The organism is Streptomyces sp. NPDC021019 (genome assembly GCF_044333295.1).
Classification (GTDB): domain Bacteria; phylum Actinomycetota; class Actinomycetes; order Streptomycetales; family Streptomycetaceae; genus Streptomyces.
Genome location: NZ_JBIRQR010000004.1, coordinates 324,977 through 339,463, shown reverse-complemented (window position 1 = coordinate 339,463; position 14,487 = coordinate 324,977). Strand labels below are relative to the sequence as shown.

The window sequence follows — 14,487 nt, the reverse complement described above, 5'->3', positions numbered from 1 at the left end:
AAGCCCCCGTGCGCACTGCACGGGGGCTTTCCTCTTGCGGCGTTCCTCCGGTCGAGGGCGGGCGAGGCGCGGGCGCGGTGCCGCACGCGGTCAGCGCGCCGCCGGGTCGCGGAGGAACAGCGACTTCGACCACAGGTAGCCGAGCACCACCAGGCCGAGGCTCCAGCCGACGGCCAGCCAGCCGATTCTCCACGCGGTGCCCGCGCCGGATGCGGCGTCGGCGTCGGCAGCGGCACCGGACGCGACTTCGGGCGGCTCTGCCGGACCGGGCGCGGGCCGCGGCTGAGCAACTGTCCCGGCGCTCGTCCCGGCGGCTCGTGGCGGCGCTTCAGCCGCGGGCGGGCTGAGCGCCCCGCTCGGGCTTCGCACCCCGTACCGTCTGCGCATCCCGTTCCGTCTGCGCGTCGCGCTCGGGGCGGGCGGTGCGGGACGGCGGCTGGGGCTGGGATTCCCGGTCGGCGTCCGGCGGGGTGGCCGGTGTCTGCGCGCGAGTGCGGGCGAGGAAGCGGATCAGCGTCCGGATCTCGAACTGGAACACCTCGACCCCGTCCGTCGAGTGCAGCTCCACGATCAGCTGCGTACGGCCGCACGGCCAGACGCGGACGTCGCCGCGAGCGATCGGGGTCCGCAGGCCGCGCTCCAGGAGGTCGCGGCCGAACGACCAGTCGGTGCCGTCGGGCAGTCCTATGTGGACGGCGCGCCGCTCGTCGGCGGGGTCGTAGCGCAGGACGACGGGGACCGGGCGGGTCAGGGGGCCATCGGTGATGAGCCGGGCGCGCGCATGTACTTCGATCGCAGGGGGCATGGGCCGGCTCCTCCTATATGTATCGCTCTGCCCTCTAATGTCCCATATTTCGCGGAAGGGGCGCGATGAATCCGATCTGCCTGCCGGGCTTCCGTCCTTGCATACGGTTCGCAGGAGGGCACTGCGCTTCACGGGTTCATGACCCTGCCCGCAGGACCTGGTCCGCGCGGGCCTGGAGACCGTGCGGACCCCGCAGGAGGCGGAGCCTCCCCTGCGTGTACCCGATGGTTTCATCGACGCACCTGCCGACGTCACCGCGCTGACCGTCACCCGCGATCTGCCGTTCGCTCCCGGAGCCCTGGTTCCGCCGACGTAAACAGGTCGTGACAGCACGGTGGTGACGGCGACCCGCCCCCCGAACACCCTGCCGGGGCGTGCACCATGGGGGGATGAGCGGGAGCGCGGGAGTGAGCACGACGGCGGGCGCGGAAGCGGAACCGGGATCAGCCACGGCAGCGGAACCGGGCACGGGGGCTGAACCAGGCACGGGATCGGGATCAGGTACGGGAACCGAACCACACACGGGAGCGCACGTGACCGGGACCGAAGCCGTGGCCCCAGCCGTCACCGTGGACGTACGGGGCACGGTCGCGCCCGGGTTCGAACCGGTCGCGGAGGCGTTCGTCCGCAACTTCGAGCAGCGCGGGGAGCGCGGGGCGGCCGTCGCCGTCTACCGCCACGGGCGCAAGGTCGTCGACCTGTGGGCCGGTACGCGCGACGTCGACGGCACCGAGCCGTGGGCCGTCGACACCGTCCAGATCGTCCGCTCGGCGGGCAAGGGCATCGCCGCCGCCGTCCCCCTGCTGCTCCACCAGCGCGGGCAGGTCGACCTGGACGCCCCGGTCTCCACCTACTGGCCGGAGTTCAAGGCGAACGGCAAGGAACGCGTCCTCGTCCGCGACCTCCTCGCCCACCGGGCCGGGGTCCCCGCCCTGGACACCGCCCTCACCCCCGCCGAGGCCGCCGACGGGGTCTCCGGGCCCGCCGCCGTCGCCGCCCAGCGCCCGCAGTGGGAGCCCGGCACCGACCACGGGTACCACGCCCAGACCTACAGCTGGCTGATCGGCGAACTGGTCCGCCGCGCCACCGGCCGCACCATCGGCCGCTGGATCGCCGAGGAGATCGCCCGCCCGCTCGGCCTCGACTTCTGGTTCGGGCTCCCGGCCGACGAGGCCCACCGCATCGGCCGCATCGGCCCGGTGGAACCCCCGGCGGCGGCCACCGCGTCGGGCGCCCTGCGCGTTCGCGCCAAGCGCTCCGTCGTCGAGGCCTACCGCGACCCGGACTCCCTCACCCGCAGGGCGTTCGGCGCGATCGACCCGTTCCCCGACGAGAACGACCCCGCCTACCGCGCGGCCGAACTCCCCGCGTCGGGCGGCATCGCGACCGCCCGGGGCCTGGCCCGCTGCTACGCCGCGATGATCGGCCCCGTCGACGGCCACCGCCGCCTGTTCGCCCCCGCCACGCTCACCCTGGCCCGTACGGAGGAGTCGGCGGGCCCGGACCGGGTGCTGGTCGTCAACACCCGCTTCGGCCTGGGTTACATGCTGCACGGCCCGGCGGCGCCGCTGCTGGGCCCCGGATCGTTCGGGCACCCGGGCCGGGGCGGCTCGCTGGGCTTCGCGGACCCGGAGTCGGGCATCGCGCTGGGCTACGTCACCAACGGCCTCCAGAAGGGAGTCACCGCCGACCCCCGTGCCCAGGCGCTGGTCAGGGCAGTACGGTCGGCGCTATGACTCCAGCATCCGACCGGACCCCGGCCGCCCGCTTCGCCGGACACAGCGTTCTGATCACCGCCGCCGGCCAGGGCATCGGCGCGGCAACGGCCCGCCGCCTGGCGGCGGAAGGGGCCTCCGTCCTCGTCACCGACCTCGACGCGAAGCGCGCCGCCCACACGGCGGCGGCGATACGCGAGGCGGGCGGCACCGCCGAATCCCTCGTCTGCGACGTGGCCGACCGGGCGGCGGTCGAGGCGGCCGTGGCCCACGCGGTCGCCGCCTTCGGCCGGCTCGACGTCCTGGTCAACAACGCCTACGCGGCGGGCGAGGACGAGCCGCTCTTCGAGGACGAGACGGACGAGACCTGGGAACGCGACCTGGACATCACGCTCTCCGGCCCGTTCCGCTGCGCCCGCGCAGCGCTGCCGCACCTGGTCGCCTCGGGCCGGGGCGCGATCGTGACCATCGGCTCGGTCAACGGCGAACAGGACTTCGGCGGCCACGCGTACAGCGCCGCCAAGGCGGGCCTCACCAGCCTCACCCGTACGCTGGCGGGCCACGCCGGACCGCGCGGCGTACGCGTCAACCTGGTCGCCCCCGGCACGATCCGCACCGACGCCTGGGCGGGCCGCGACGCCGAACTGGACCGGGCCGCCGCCCTCTACCCGCTGGGCCGCGTCGGCACCCCCGAGGACATCGCGTCCGCCGTCGCCTTCCTCGCCTCCAGCGACGCGGCCTGGATCACCGGGACGACGCTGCGCGTGGACGGGGGGATCCTCGCGGTGAACACGGGCTTCCGGCAGGCGATGGCGCAGCCGTAAGGACTCAGCCGCAGCCGCAAACCCGTGGTCGAGCGTCGCCCGGGGGACCTACCCTGCGCGGATGATCGACCACGGACACTCCGACAACACCGGCCGCCCCGTCACCCTCCACGAGGTGGACGCGGACAACTGGCGGGCGGTCGCCGACAGCGCGCCCCGCGACGACCAGCGCGACTGGGTCCCGGCCCTGGCCGCCCGCTACCTGGTGCTGAGCAGCCGCGAGGACACCTGGACCTCGCTGGCCGTATGCACGGGCGACGAGGTGGCCGGGCACATCATGTGGGGCCGGGACGAGGACGGTTCGCACTGGATCGGAGGCATGCTGATCGACGCCGCCCACCAGGGAACCGGCATCGGCCGCGCCGCCGTACGGACCCTGGCCTCCTGGCTCTCCACCCGCGAGAACGGCACGGCGGTGCGCCTCTCCTACGCTCCGGAGAACCAGGCCGCCGCACACCTGTACACCTCGCTCGGCTTCCGCCCCACGGGGGTGGAGGAGGACGGGGAGGTGGTGGCGGAGTGGGGGTAGCGGGCCCGGCTACCACCAGGCACGGGTCGACGACTTCCTCGCACACCTGCCCGAGCAGTCCAACCTGCTTGGAACCACCGCAACATGGGCATCGGGGCTTCTTGTCGGAACTCGCATCTGACGGTCTACCGTGATTTCCATGTCCGCCGATCTCATTCGCATCGTGTCCCGTGACTCGCCCATGCCACTCGCCCAGGTGGAGCGCGTCCGCGCCGAGCTGGCCGCCCTCCACCCCGACTCCCGTACAGAGGTCGTCCCGGTCAGGACGACGGGCGACAAGTGGATGGGTGACCTCAGCGCGGTCGAGGGCAGGGCGCGTTCACCAAGGAATGGACGTCATGGGCTGGGATCGTAGCCCCGCCCCCGGCCCCCGGCCCCCGGCACCGGTGGCGTCCGCGAGCGTTGGCCGGACCGTACGACAAGCCGGCCCGGTTGATGGGCGCGCACGGTCGGCCGGATGATTGCCCCCGAGGGGATTCAGGCGTGTCGCTCGCCGCGTTGGGACAGCGCTGATTCCAGGCGGGCGATGTCTTCGGCGTCCTTGGGCCGGCGCGGCATACCGGGTACCCAGACCGGAGTCATTCGCTTGATCTCGATCTGTCCCTGTGGGCTGACGATGGAGGCCTCCAGGTCGGCCAGGCGACCAGGGGCGGCAGCGGGCATGGCCTCGGGCCACAGGGTGCCGGCCCACGGGCCGCCGGCGACGCAGGTGCGGCCGGCCTCGTCCTCGGCCAGGAGCGTGACGCTGATCTCCAGACCGGCTTTGGCGAAGTCGAGCTGCTGCTGTGGTGGTGGTCCGGGGACCGGCTCATAGCCGCTCCGCGCCAGGGCGGCGGCCAGCTTCCCCGCACCGGCCTCCCACGCGAACCAGTCGATGTCCCCGTGGTCCCGCGTGATCTCGCCGAGGAAGAAGTCCATCGCCCAGCCACCGCGAAGCCACACGGCGACATCGTTCGCCTCGGAGACCTCCAAGACCTCGGCAATGAGCCGGAGCTGCTGGCCAGCACGTCGGGTGTCCACAGTTCGGCAGACTATGCGGCACCCGCCATCCCGGCACCCTCGATAGCGCAAACGTCTGCGTGCATGGGGCTAGGGACCTCATGATCCGTGTGTGAAGACGCGCGGAAGGCGCAGCATCATGACCGGCGGGCAGACCGAGGAGGGGACGGGGGGCGGGAGACTCCGGACGGCCCGCGCTCCGGCGCACCATCGGCGCGGCATCGGGAGTCTCGTCGGGGCCGGACGACCGCCGGTGGGTCGGGCGATCCGCTTCCGCCCCACCGCATCCGACCCCGTCGACGAGGACGACACGTTCGTCGACGGAGGCCCAACGACGTGAAGGAGAGCCACCGATGAGGTTCGGACGCCCTGGCCGGCCGGCCCGCCCGGAAGAGGACCGATTCGCCGAGGGGAACCTCGCCGTCGGCGGGATCGAGGAGGGGCCCAGCGAGGTGCAGAGCCCGACACACTCGTCATCAGCGCCGACACCCCGCAACACGGCGTCCTCCGCCGGAGGGTGATCTGCCCGCTGTCGATGTCCGGCAGTGGACGCCGCCTGGTCGGACAGTCGGTCGGCTTCCGGCACGTCACCCACGACCCCGACGACCTGGACGACGTGCTCGTCGTCCGATGGCCGGAGGAGGTCAGGAAGGCCCTGGAACCGTTGCGTCTCGAGGGGCCGGGGGCGGGGCGCGCACGGGCGTGGAGGCTCCTCGCCCAGCGCAGCGCGGTCGTCTCGGCGCTGGGAATCCTGCTGACCGCGGTGATGCTCATCGGCGTGGTGTTCACCGCCGGCGAGCTGTTCGCGGATCTGCCGGCATGGTTCCGGCCCGGCACGGCGCTCGCCGCGAGTGCGGGCGCGGCGATGCTGGGGCCGTTCGCGTTCGCCTTCTGCGATGCCCGTGCCCGCAGGACAGGGGCGCTGTCACACCCGTTCCGGCGTGGGCCCGCCACTCGTCCTCGTTCATGACCCGCCACTCGGCACTGCCGACGCGTGAGGCGACACGTCGGGGGCTCCCGTGCGCCGTTCGGGGGACGGTACGCACCACCTCGTGGACGCCGAGAGAGCCCACGGTCCCGGCGGGAGCCGACTCGTCTAGCGTCGCCGCCATCCGCACCGTGAATGCCCGGAGGAGCCCGTCCGTGAATTCCTGGCTGCCCGAACGACGCCGTTCACTCGTGTGCCTGCTCGTCTCGGTGAGCGCGGCCCTGGTGCTGCCCCTCGACAGTGTCGTGCGGATCTCGGCCTACGACGTCGGCGTGCTGGTGCTCTTCGCCTACCTGGTCCCGTACCTGGCCATCACCTTGACCGCCTTCCTGAGCGCCTCGCCGGAGCAGATCCGTACCTGGGCGGACCGCGAAGCCCGAGGCACGTTCCTTCAGCGGTACGTTCTGGGCACCGCGCCCGGTCCCGGGGCGTCCATCCTCATCGCGGCAGCGGCGTTGGCCGTGGCTGTCGTGTGGCTGCCCGGCCACCTCAGCACCACCTTCGCCGAGGGGCCGCGCGCCCTGATGGCGCTGTCGCTCGTCGTCATCGCCTGGACCTGTGTCGTCGTCGCGTTCGCCGTTGCCTTCCAGGCCGACAACCTGGTGGAGAACGAAGCGGCGCTCGACTTCCCCGGCGCGGGGTCTGCGGCCTGGGCCGACTACGTCTACTTCGCCGTGGCCGTCATGACGACCTTCGGCACCACCGACGTCAACGTGACTTCCCGCGCCATGCGGCGGACCATCTCGGCGAACGCGGTCATCGCCTTCGTCTTCAACACGGTCACCGTCGCCAGCCTGGTCTCCGCGCTCCAGGACTAGGTTGCAGCCGCCAAGCCGCCAACCCGCCCGACGGTGATCACCTGGCCGCCGGGTGGTCGGACTACTGCCTCGACCGTGATACCCCGCGCGCTTCCATCAGCACCGTGGAGCAAGGCCCTCACGCGGCGGTCCGCACGTCTTCGGTTCGGTGCGCCTGGTGCGTGCGGTGTTCGCGGCAGTCGCGGCAGTGGCCGGGGGTGGGGGAGCGGAAGGCCCGGTCGCAGTCGTCGCAGGTCTGGAAGGGCGTGACCGTGATGCGAGGGCGGGCGAGTGCGGCGAGGTCGTGGATGCCCGGAGGCAGCGGCGGGAGCAGTTCGGTGAGCCGGTACTTGAGAAGTTTGGCGGGGTGCTTGAGGGGGTGGGGCGGGTCGTCGGTGAGGGCGTGGCGCATCGCGTCGGGGCGGGCGGCGCGTTCGAGCCAGGCCGCGACGCCGGGGACCAGTCGGCGGACGTCGGCCTCGGAGAGAGTGAACTGGGGCGCGTGGCGGTGCAGGTCGCTGAGAAAGGCGGTGGCCGCGCGGTCGAGTTCCGGGGTGGGCTCGCTGGGGCGGGGAAGGGGGCGGGGCGGCGGCTTGGGTGCGGTCGGGGGCGGGACCAGCGGTACGAAGAGTGGGGCTGCCGGGGGCGTTACGAAGGAGGGCGGCGGCGGTGCGGGCGGAGCTGCGAGCGTCTCGGGTGCAGACGGATCGGACTGGTCGGGCGGCATGGGCTGTTCGGGCCTCGCCGCCGGTGCGGGGGCCGGGTCCGGTGCCGGTGTTGGTGCCTGGGCCTGGGCCGGTGCCTGGGGGTGAGGGGGTGCAACTGCCGGGCGACGGGGGCGTAAGAGCGCTGTGGGTTGGTTGCAGAACACCGTGCGGGTGATGACCCGGCCGCTGGGGAGCCGTTCCCGGACGCGTTGCAGGTAGCCGAGGGCTTCCAGTTCGCGCAGGGCGGCGGCGATGCGCTTCTCGCCCTCCCGGCAGTGGGCGGCGAGCGCCTTGACGCTCACCTCCACGCCCTGGGGCAGTGACTGGATGCGTACCGCGATGCCGACTGCGGTGCAGCTGAGGTCGGGGTGCTGGGCGAGGTGGTTGCCGACGATCGTGAAGCGGTCGGTGTGCGGGATGACGATGTGGATCACGCCTCGGGCCGGGAGGGGCCCGGGAATCTCTGCCAGGGCGCGCGTGAGCGCAGTATTCTGCTGGGTATCCATCGGGAAGGTCTCGACTTCCTTGGTGGTCAGGCCCTCGGTTGGGATGTGGAGTCCCGGTCGGGGGCCGACGTATGTCGGGTGGGGTGTTGCTGGCGTGAGCATATGCCGGACAACCCGCCCGAAAGCGAGCTGAGTTGGCAAAGCTCACCCGTGTGGGTGACGAGCCCCTGGGATGCGTCAGCTGGTCGCCGGGGTGGGTCGGGTGGGGTTCTTTCTCTTGTCTCTTTGAGTAGTTGATGTCGCGCTTCACCAGGTCGCGGCCGAGAACGATCCGGTCGGGGTCCATCGGGAGGTACCGGGTCGCGGCATCGCACGACCCGGCGGGAGCCGTCACCGTACGAGGTCGATCTCCGCCCATACGGTCTTACGGGGGACGGGCCCGGGAGTGATGCCCCAGTGGTCGGCCAGCGCCTCCACGATGAGCAGGCCGCGTCCGGTCTCCGCGTCGTCCTCGGGCGGCTTCACCGCTCCCGGTCCGGGCGGAATGCTGTCGCCTCGCGTGTCGGTGACCTCGATCCGCAGCGTTCCTCCGCCGACGGAGAGGCCGAGTTGGAAGTCCCGGCCCTTCACGCGCCCGTGCACCGTGGCGTTGGCCGCCAGTTCCGCGACGATGTGCGCCGCCGTCTCCGCCTCCGACGCGAGTCCCCACGCGCCGAGATGGGCTGCCGTGAGCAGTCGGGCGAGCCGGGCCCCTCGGCGGGTGGGGGAGAGCAGCACGGTGAACGCACGGTCGACGGGGAGGTGTTGGGTGCGTGCGGTTTCTCGATTCATGGCACTCAGCGTGGCCGCCTCTGCGTACTGTGCCCAGTGACCGAGCCCTTGCGTACGGTGATTGTCCTGGGCTTGTCCGGCGTTGTCCCGGCTGTCCCCCGTGACGTGCGGGGAAGGGGCGCGCTTGGGAAAAGGACGACAGGCGCGTTGGAAACGGGGACTCGCATGAGCGTGGTCGATGACGGTACGGAGTCCGCGGGCGGCGGGGTGGACGAGCCTGGCTGGGATGTCGACCCCGATGACGAGTCGGGTGCGGCGGTGGTCGCGGCGGTGGGCCGCCAGATCAAGGCCTGGCGCGAGGCGGCGGGCCTGCGGGCGTGCGAGCTGGGCTCCGCCATGGGGTACGGCGAGGACCTCGTCTACAAGGTCGAGGGCGGTCGGCGCATCCCCCGTCCGGAGTTCATCGACGCCGTGGACGTGGTCGTGGGCGCCGACGGAAAGCTCGCGGCGATGAAGTCCGATCTGGCGGAGGTGCGGTACCCGAAGAAGATCCGGGACTTGGCGAAGCTGGAGGCCAAGGCCGTCGAACTGGCCTCGTACGGCAGCCACAACCTGCACGGTCTGTTGCAGACGGAGGAGTACGCGAGGGCGCTGCTCGGTACGCGACGCCCTGTTCTGCCACCGGACGAGCTGGAACGCGCGCTGGCCGGGCGCATCGCCAGGCACTCCATCTTCGACCGGGCACCCGCGCCCGAACTCAGTTTCATCCAGGAAGAGGCCTCGCTGCGTCGCCCGATCGGCGGTGTGGCGGTCTGGCGGCGGCAACTGGAAAGGCTGCTCCTTCTTGGGGAGTTGCCCTTCGTGGACATTCAGGTGATGCCGACGTGCCGGTGGGATCACCCGGGAACGGGTGGCCGGATCCAAGTGCTGAAGATTGCTGACGGCTCGGCTGTCGGGCGGGCGGATGACGAGTTCGCGGGCAGGCCTATCTCGCACCCGAAGCAACTCCGTATCCTTGAGCTGCGGTACGGCGTCATCGGGGCCCGGGCTCTTACGCCGGAGGAGTCCCGGGCCTTCATCGAGCAAGTGCTGGGAGAGACATGACCTACAGGCCCTCTGCCAGGGATGCTTCCGAGCTGCACTGGTTCAAGAGCAGCTACAGCGACAGCAGCAACCCCAACGACTGCGTCGAGGTCGCCACCGCCCCCGACGCCGTTCACGTACGCGACTCCAAGAACGCGCGGGGTCCCCGTCTCGCCGTCGCCCCCGCCGCGTGGGCGGGCTTCGTCGCGTACGCCGCGGCGCACTGACCTCACCGCCCCGATCGCGAGGTGCGCGCCCTCCGATGCCGATAGCGCCCTTGACCAGGACGGCCTCATGACTTCCGTGTACCGGAGCGAACAGGCGCGAGCGGACGTGCGGCGCTGGTGCGTGAACCGGATCGACGGCTCGGGCCTGGCCCCTGCCCGCAGTGAGGTGGTGACCTCGGCGGGGGTCACCGGAGTCGTGACCGCAGGGCCGGAGCCGCGCGGCGGGGAGCCGGGTGTCGTCCTGCTGCCGGGGACGAACATGAACGCCGCTCTCTGTCTGCCGGTGGCGGAGGCGATCGCCCGGGAACGGCGGGTGGTCGTCCTCGACCTGCCCGGCCAGCCGGGGCTCAGCGCGGACCGACGGCCTCGTGCCAAGCGCTCGTCCTGGTACGGGAGGTGGCTGACCGAGGCTCTCGCGCGAGTGGTGCCTGGGCCGGTCGTCGTCGTGGGGCATTCCCTGGGCGGCGCGGTCGCCCTCGCCTGCGACGCCCCGCAGATCGTCGGCCGCGTGCTGCTCTCCAGCGCCGGCATAGTCCGGCTGAGGGTTCCCGCCCCGCTGCTGGCCGCCACCGTCCCCTGGCTCCTGCGGCCCACGGTCGCCCGTTCGACGGCGCTGGTGCGTCACATGGCGGCTCCGGGGCGAGGGCATGTGGCCGACGGCCTGGGGGAGTGGATGGATCTGGTCGGGCGCTGCTGCCGTACCAGTCTCGCTCCGTCGCCCCTCCCGTCCGGTCTGCTCGAACTGCGGCGCTCTGTGCCCACGTTGGCCGTCACGGGGCAATTCGACCCCTTTCTGCCTCCGCGTCATCTGGGGCCGGCCGCCCGGCGTCGGCTCGGGGCGGAGTTCAGGGTGATCGAGGGGGCGGGGCACCTTCTGCTGGACGAGTCGCCGGAGGCGGTCCTCGTCGCGGTGCGGGAGCTCTGCGCGGCTGTCGCGACGGGGTGATGAGCCGCGCCGGTCTGTCCACGCGGTGACCGGTGGGGGTGCGCGGGGCGGGAAGCCTCCTCCGGCCGGAGGCGCGCCCTCAGGTCGGAGACAGCCCTCGGACCGGAGGCGTGCCCTCCGATCTGCCGATAGGTGTCCGATAAACGCATCTCTGATTCCGCATAACGATGACGTCACCCATTCAGCATCTTCACGCACACACTCCGAAAATGTGATCTGCATCACTAATGATCGGGTAAGCGGCGTGGTACAAATGCCCAACTTCGCAGGCGGAACCCTCGCCGAAGAGGTGCGCCGGGACCGCCCCGGTGGCAGGCCAGAGCGACCGTCGCCGTCGTCCACCCCATGGGACACGCCGGATCGCCGACCGGACAACGACGTTCGCTCATCCCTCCGGAAACGTCCCCAACGTCCCCCCATCGCACACCGACCGGCGAAGACACCCCACCTGTCCGCCGTTCCCGCGTCATCGAGGTAGCCAACGTGTCACTCGAATCCATAACCGAGAACGTCGACGAAGCCGTCAGCGGGTTCTTCGAACCGATAGCCGAGTGGCTCGGCAAGATCGTCTTCTACGCCGTCCCCGTCGGCGGGACGGACCTCCCGCTCATCGTCGCCTGGCTGGTGGTGGCGGGCCTCGTCTTCACCGGCTGGTTCGGATGCGTCCAGGTACGCAAATTCCGTCTCGCCATCGACGTGGTGCGCGGCAAGTACGACGACAAGGACTCGGCGGGCGAGGTCAGCCACTTCCAGGCCCTGACCGCCGCGGTCTCCGGCACGGTCGGCCTCGGCAACATCGCCGGCGTGGCCGTCGCCGTCTCCATCGGCGGTGCCGGAGCCACGTTCTGGATGATCCTCTGCGGTCTCCTCGGCATGGCCACCAAGTTCGTCGAGGTCACCCTCGGTGTGAAGTACCGCGAGGTCCACGCCGACGGCACCGTCTCCGGCGGACCGATGCACTACCTGCCCAAGGGGCTCGCCGAACGCTTCGGGAAGAACGGCAAGAGCTTCGGCAAGGTCCTCGCCGTCCTCGCCTCGATCATGATCCTGTTCTTCGGGCTCTTCGGCGGCAACCTCTTCCAGGTCAACCAGTCCTACGCGCAGCTCGTCTCCGTCACCGGCGGCGAGGACGGGGCGATGGGCTCCTCCGCCGGCGCCCTCTTCTTCGGCATCCTCGTCGCCGCCCTCGTCGGCATCGTGCTCCTCGGCGGCATCCGCTCCATCGCGTCGGTCACCAGTCGGCTCATCCCCGCGATGGCCGGCATCTACATCGTCGCCTGCCTCGTCGTCATCCTCGTCAACGTCACCGCCGTGCCCGACGCGATCGGCAGGATCATCGACGGCGCCTTCAACCCCGAAGGGGTCGCGGGCGGTGTGCTCGGCGCACTGATCATCGGCTTCAAGCGCGCCGCGTTCTCCAACGAGGCCGGCCTCGGCTCCGCGCCGATCGCCCACTCCGCGGTGAAGACCAAGCACCCCGCCAGTGAGGGCCTGGTCGCCCTGCTGGAGCCGTTCATCGACACGGTCGTCATCTGCACCATGACCGCGCTGACCATCGTCATCGCCAACCCCGCCAGCTGGGCCGAGGCCCGCAACGACGACTCCATCGGCGGCGTGACGATCACCTCGGACGCCTTCGAGACCGTGCTGCCCTGGTTCCCGTACGTCCTGACCGTCGCGGTGATTCTCTTCGCGTTCTCCACGGTGCTCACCTGGGGCTACTACGGCCTCAAGGCCTGGACCTACCTCTTCGGCCGCAGCCGCACCAGCGAGACCGTCTTCAAGTCGCTCTACACCCTGCTCGCCGTCGCCGGGTCCCTGCTCACCCTGCAGACCCTCATCGACCTGGCCGACGCGGTGCTCTTCTCCCTGGCCGTCATCAACATCATCGGCCTCTACCTCCTCGCGCCCGTCGTCAAGCGCGAGCTGAACACCTTCCTCGAGTACGTCCGCACGCGCAAGGCCGGCGGAACGGGCGGGGACGACGGGGGCAAGGACGAGGCGCCGGCGAAGGCGAGCGTCTGAGCCTGACCTGCCTGACCTGCCTGACCTGCCTGACCTGCCTGACCTGCCTGACCTGCCTGCCTGACCTCCCCGGCCTGCCTGCCTGACCTGCCGGGACTGGTTGGTCGGCCCGGCCCCTCCTGGCGCCTCCCGTCCTGTGCGTACGCAGGGCAGGAGGCGTCAACTCGTGTGCAGCATCAAGCCGATGCCCACCACCATCAGCCCCGCCGCCGCGATCCTCGGGGCCCCGAAGCGCTCCTTGAAGAACAGCGTGCCGATCGCCGCGCCCACGATGATCGACGACTCGCGCAGCGCCGCGATCGGGGCGAGCGGGGCCTTCGTCTGGGCCCAGAGGACCAGCCCGTAGGCGGCCACCGAGAGGGCCGCGCCGAGCAGGCCGCGTACGGCGAACGGCCTGAGCTGCGTCACCAGTTCGGCGCGGTGGCGGTAGTACGCGTACGCCGGGATCGCCAGGCCCTCCAGGACCATCAGCCAGGCGACGTAACCCAGCGGCGTGCCCGAGGCGCGCACGCCGACGCCGTCGACCGTGGTGTACCCGGCGATGGCCAGACCGGTGCCGAGGGCCGCCACGATCGCCGGCCAGTGCGGGCGCTTGCCGGAGCCCCGGATGCCCCACAGCGCCAGCCCGACCAGCCCGGCCGAGGCCACCGCGACGCCCGCCGTGGCCCAGGCGTCCGGGCGCTCGCCGACGAACACCGCCGCCAGGACCGTCACCACCAGCGGGGCCGTGCCCCGGGCGATCGGGTACATCTGCCCGAAGTCGCCGAGCGTGAACGAGCGCATCAGCAGCAGCATGTACAGGACATGCAGGGCGGCCGAGGTCGCCAGATACGGCCAGGCCTCCGCCGCCGGGAACGGGGCGAAGAGGGCCATCGCCGCGCCGATCAGCAGACCGCCGCCGGAGATCAGCGTGAACGAGAGCAGTTGATCCTTGATCGCGTGGGCGATGGCGTTCCAACTGGCGTGCGTGACGGCGGCTATGAGGACCGCGAGCGCGACCAGAGGGGTCACTTGGCGGGCTCGCGCACATCCGCGACCGTCGCGCCCGCGTGGGTGATCAGCGTTTTCGGGTCGAGCGGGAACACCGTGTGCGGGGTGCCCGCCGCCGCCCACACCACCGCGTGGTCCAGGAGGCGCCGGTCGGCCAGGACACGGGTCCTGGTGGCGTGGCCGAAGGGCGGTACGCCGCCGATCGCGTACCCGGTCGTCTCCCGGACCAGGTCCGCGTCCGCCCGCTGCACCTTCTGTGCGTCCAGTTCACGCCGCACCAGCCCGACGTCCACCCGCGAGGAGCCGTCCATCAGGACCAGCACCGGGGCGCCGTCCGCCGTGAAGACCAGGGACTTGACGATCTCGCTCAGCGAGCAGCCGATCGCGGCGGCGGCCTCCGCCGCCGTACGGGTCGCGTCGGGGAAGCGGCGCACCTCGACCTGGAGGCCCAGCTCGGCCAGCGCCTCGGCGAACCGGGGGTGGGCGTGGGAGACGGGGGCGGCGGGAGGGGTTTCGAGAGGTTCGGGAGTGCTCATGGCTGCACGCTAGCGGTCGGTGCAGTATGCATGCGAGGGGTTCCGGGCGGTGGGCGCGAGGCGGTCGCGCCCCGGCGCGTACGCCGTTCCCCTCGGACG

At 71.6% G+C, this 14,487-nt stretch carries 15 protein-coding genes and 2 pseudogenes; 10 read left to right on the top strand and 7 right to left on the bottom strand.

Features of this window, described 5'->3' with window-relative positions:
- Positions 1 to 90: 90 nt before the first annotated feature.
- Positions 91 to 183, bottom strand: a pseudogene (locus tag ACH4RG_RS24210) (ABC transporter permease); the annotation flags it as partial.
- A gap of 145 nt (positions 184 to 328) precedes the next feature.
- Positions 329 to 805, bottom strand: a complete 477-nt coding sequence (locus tag ACH4RG_RS24205; protein ID WP_397920966.1) for an SsgA family sporulation/cell division regulator — start codon at positions 803 to 805, stop codon at positions 329 to 331.
- Between the two features lie 569 nt (positions 806 to 1,374).
- Here ACH4RG_RS24205 and ACH4RG_RS24200 point away from each other — a divergent pair.
- The 4 genes and pseudogenes from ACH4RG_RS24200 to ACH4RG_RS24185 all read left to right on the top strand — a co-directional run.
- The gene (locus ACH4RG_RS24200; protein WP_018961067.1) at positions 1,375 to 2,541 is read left to right on the top strand and encodes a serine hydrolase domain-containing protein; all 1,167 of its coding nucleotides are present in this window, start codon (positions 1,375 to 1,377) and stop codon (positions 2,539 to 2,541) included.
- Positions 2,538 to 3,344, top strand: a complete 807-nt coding sequence (locus ACH4RG_RS24195) for an SDR family NAD(P)-dependent oxidoreductase (protein WP_397920968.1) — start codon at positions 2,538 to 2,540, stop codon at positions 3,342 to 3,344. The genes ACH4RG_RS24200 and ACH4RG_RS24195 overlap by 4 nt, the downstream gene beginning before the upstream one ends.
- A gap of 61 nt (positions 3,345 to 3,405) precedes the next feature.
- Complete coding sequence (locus ACH4RG_RS24190) at positions 3,406 to 3,873, top strand: GNAT family N-acetyltransferase (protein WP_397920970.1); 468 nt, start codon at positions 3,406 to 3,408, stop codon at positions 3,871 to 3,873.
- 133 nt (positions 3,874 to 4,006) lie between these two features.
- Positions 4,007 to 4,203: pseudogene (locus ACH4RG_RS24185) on the top strand (hydroxymethylbilane synthase); the annotation flags it as partial.
- A gap of 147 nt (positions 4,204 to 4,350) precedes the next feature.
- Here ACH4RG_RS24185 and ACH4RG_RS24180 read toward each other — a convergent pair.
- Entirely contained in the window at positions 4,351 to 4,893 is a 543-nt protein-coding gene (locus ACH4RG_RS24180; protein ID WP_397920972.1) for a nucleotidyltransferase domain-containing protein, read from the bottom strand.
- A gap of 514 nt (positions 4,894 to 5,407) precedes the next feature.
- On the opposite strand from ACH4RG_RS24180, the gene ACH4RG_RS24175 reads away from it, so the two are divergent.
- Positions 5,408 to 5,842 (top strand): hypothetical protein, encoded by a 435-nt coding sequence (locus tag ACH4RG_RS24175; RefSeq protein ID WP_398540234.1) that lies wholly within the window; start codon positions 5,408 to 5,410, stop codon positions 5,840 to 5,842.
- Positions 5,843 to 6,015: 173 nt separating this feature from the next.
- Complete coding sequence (locus ACH4RG_RS24170) at positions 6,016 to 6,678, top strand: DUF1345 domain-containing protein (RefSeq protein ID WP_397928379.1); 663 nt, start codon at positions 6,016 to 6,018, stop codon at positions 6,676 to 6,678.
- Between the two features lie 118 nt (positions 6,679 to 6,796).
- Here the strand turns inward: ACH4RG_RS24170 and ACH4RG_RS24165 are convergent, their stop codons facing one another.
- Positions 6,797 to 7,870, bottom strand: coding sequence for a hypothetical protein (locus ACH4RG_RS24165; RefSeq protein WP_397920978.1), 1,074 nt, complete (start codon positions 7,868 to 7,870; stop codon positions 6,797 to 6,799).
- Positions 7,871 to 8,200: 330 nt separating this feature from the next.
- Complete coding sequence (locus ACH4RG_RS24160; protein WP_397920980.1) at positions 8,201 to 8,641, bottom strand: ATP-binding protein; 441 nt, start codon at positions 8,639 to 8,641, stop codon at positions 8,201 to 8,203.
- Positions 8,642 to 8,806: 165 nt separating this feature from the next.
- On the opposite strand from ACH4RG_RS24160, the gene ACH4RG_RS24155 reads away from it, so the two are divergent.
- The 4 genes from ACH4RG_RS24155 to ACH4RG_RS24140 all read left to right on the top strand — a co-directional run bounded on the left by ACH4RG_RS24155 (position 8,807) and on the right by ACH4RG_RS24140 (position 12,862).
- The gene (locus ACH4RG_RS24155) at positions 8,807 to 9,685 is read left to right on the top strand and encodes a helix-turn-helix domain-containing protein (RefSeq protein ID WP_398540233.1); all 879 of its coding nucleotides are present in this window, start codon (positions 8,807 to 8,809) and stop codon (positions 9,683 to 9,685) included.
- Entirely contained in the window at positions 9,682 to 9,891 is a 210-nt protein-coding gene (locus ACH4RG_RS24150) for a DUF397 domain-containing protein (RefSeq protein WP_397920984.1), read from the top strand. Before ACH4RG_RS24155 ends, ACH4RG_RS24150 begins: the two co-directional genes overlap by 4 nt.
- A 67-nt stretch (positions 9,892 to 9,958) precedes the next feature.
- Positions 9,959 to 10,837: an alpha/beta fold hydrolase gene (locus tag ACH4RG_RS24145; RefSeq protein ID WP_398540232.1), complete on the top strand. Its 879-nt coding sequence runs from the start codon at positions 9,959 to 9,961 to the stop codon at positions 10,835 to 10,837.
- Between the two features lie 483 nt (positions 10,838 to 11,320).
- Positions 11,321 to 12,862, top strand: a complete 1,542-nt coding sequence (locus ACH4RG_RS24140; protein ID WP_397928369.1) for an alanine/glycine:cation symporter family protein — start codon at positions 11,321 to 11,323, stop codon at positions 12,860 to 12,862.
- A 159-nt stretch (positions 12,863 to 13,021) separates the two neighbouring features.
- Here the strand turns inward: ACH4RG_RS24140 and ACH4RG_RS24135 are convergent, their stop codons facing one another.
- Together ACH4RG_RS24135 and ACH4RG_RS24130 are read right to left on the bottom strand one after the other, a co-directional pair.
- Positions 13,022 to 13,873, bottom strand: a complete 852-nt coding sequence (locus ACH4RG_RS24135; RefSeq protein WP_397928367.1) for an EamA family transporter — start codon at positions 13,871 to 13,873, stop codon at positions 13,022 to 13,024.
- Entirely contained in the window at positions 13,870 to 14,388 is a 519-nt protein-coding gene (locus tag ACH4RG_RS24130) for a YbaK/EbsC family protein (RefSeq protein WP_397920992.1), read from the bottom strand. Before ACH4RG_RS24130 ends, ACH4RG_RS24135 begins: the two co-directional genes overlap by 4 nt.
- Between the last annotated feature and the right edge of the window lie 99 nt (positions 14,389 to 14,487).

Coding starts and splice junctions, on each gene's coding strand:
- ACH4RG_RS24205 (WP_397920966.1), bottom strand. CDS start 805: ATGCCCCCTGCGATCGAAGTACATGCGCGCGCCCGGCTCATCACCGAT.
- ACH4RG_RS24195 (WP_397920968.1), top strand. CDS start 2,538: ATGACTCCAGCATCCGACCGGACCCCGGCCGCCCGCTTCGCCGGACAC.
- ACH4RG_RS24190 (WP_397920970.1), top strand. CDS start 3,406: ATGATCGACCACGGACACTCCGACAACACCGGCCGCCCCGTCACCCTC.
- ACH4RG_RS24175 (WP_398540234.1), top strand. CDS start 5,408: ATGTCCGGCAGTGGACGCCGCCTGGTCGGACAGTCGGTCGGCTTCCGG.
- ACH4RG_RS24165 (WP_397920978.1), bottom strand. CDS start 7,870: ATGGATACCCAGCAGAATACTGCGCTCACGCGCGCCCTGGCAGAGATT.
- ACH4RG_RS24160 (WP_397920980.1), bottom strand. CDS start 8,641: ATGAATCGAGAAACCGCACGCACCCAACACCTCCCCGTCGACCGTGCG.
- ACH4RG_RS24155 (WP_398540233.1), top strand. CDS start 8,807: ATGAGCGTGGTCGATGACGGTACGGAGTCCGCGGGCGGCGGGGTGGAC.
- ACH4RG_RS24150 (WP_397920984.1), top strand. CDS start 9,682: ATGACCTACAGGCCCTCTGCCAGGGATGCTTCCGAGCTGCACTGGTTC.
- ACH4RG_RS24145 (WP_398540232.1), top strand. CDS start 9,959: ATGACTTCCGTGTACCGGAGCGAACAGGCGCGAGCGGACGTGCGGCGC.
- ACH4RG_RS24130 (WP_397920992.1), bottom strand. CDS start 14,388: ATGAGCACTCCCGAACCTCTCGAAACCCCTCCCGCCGCCCCCGTCTCC.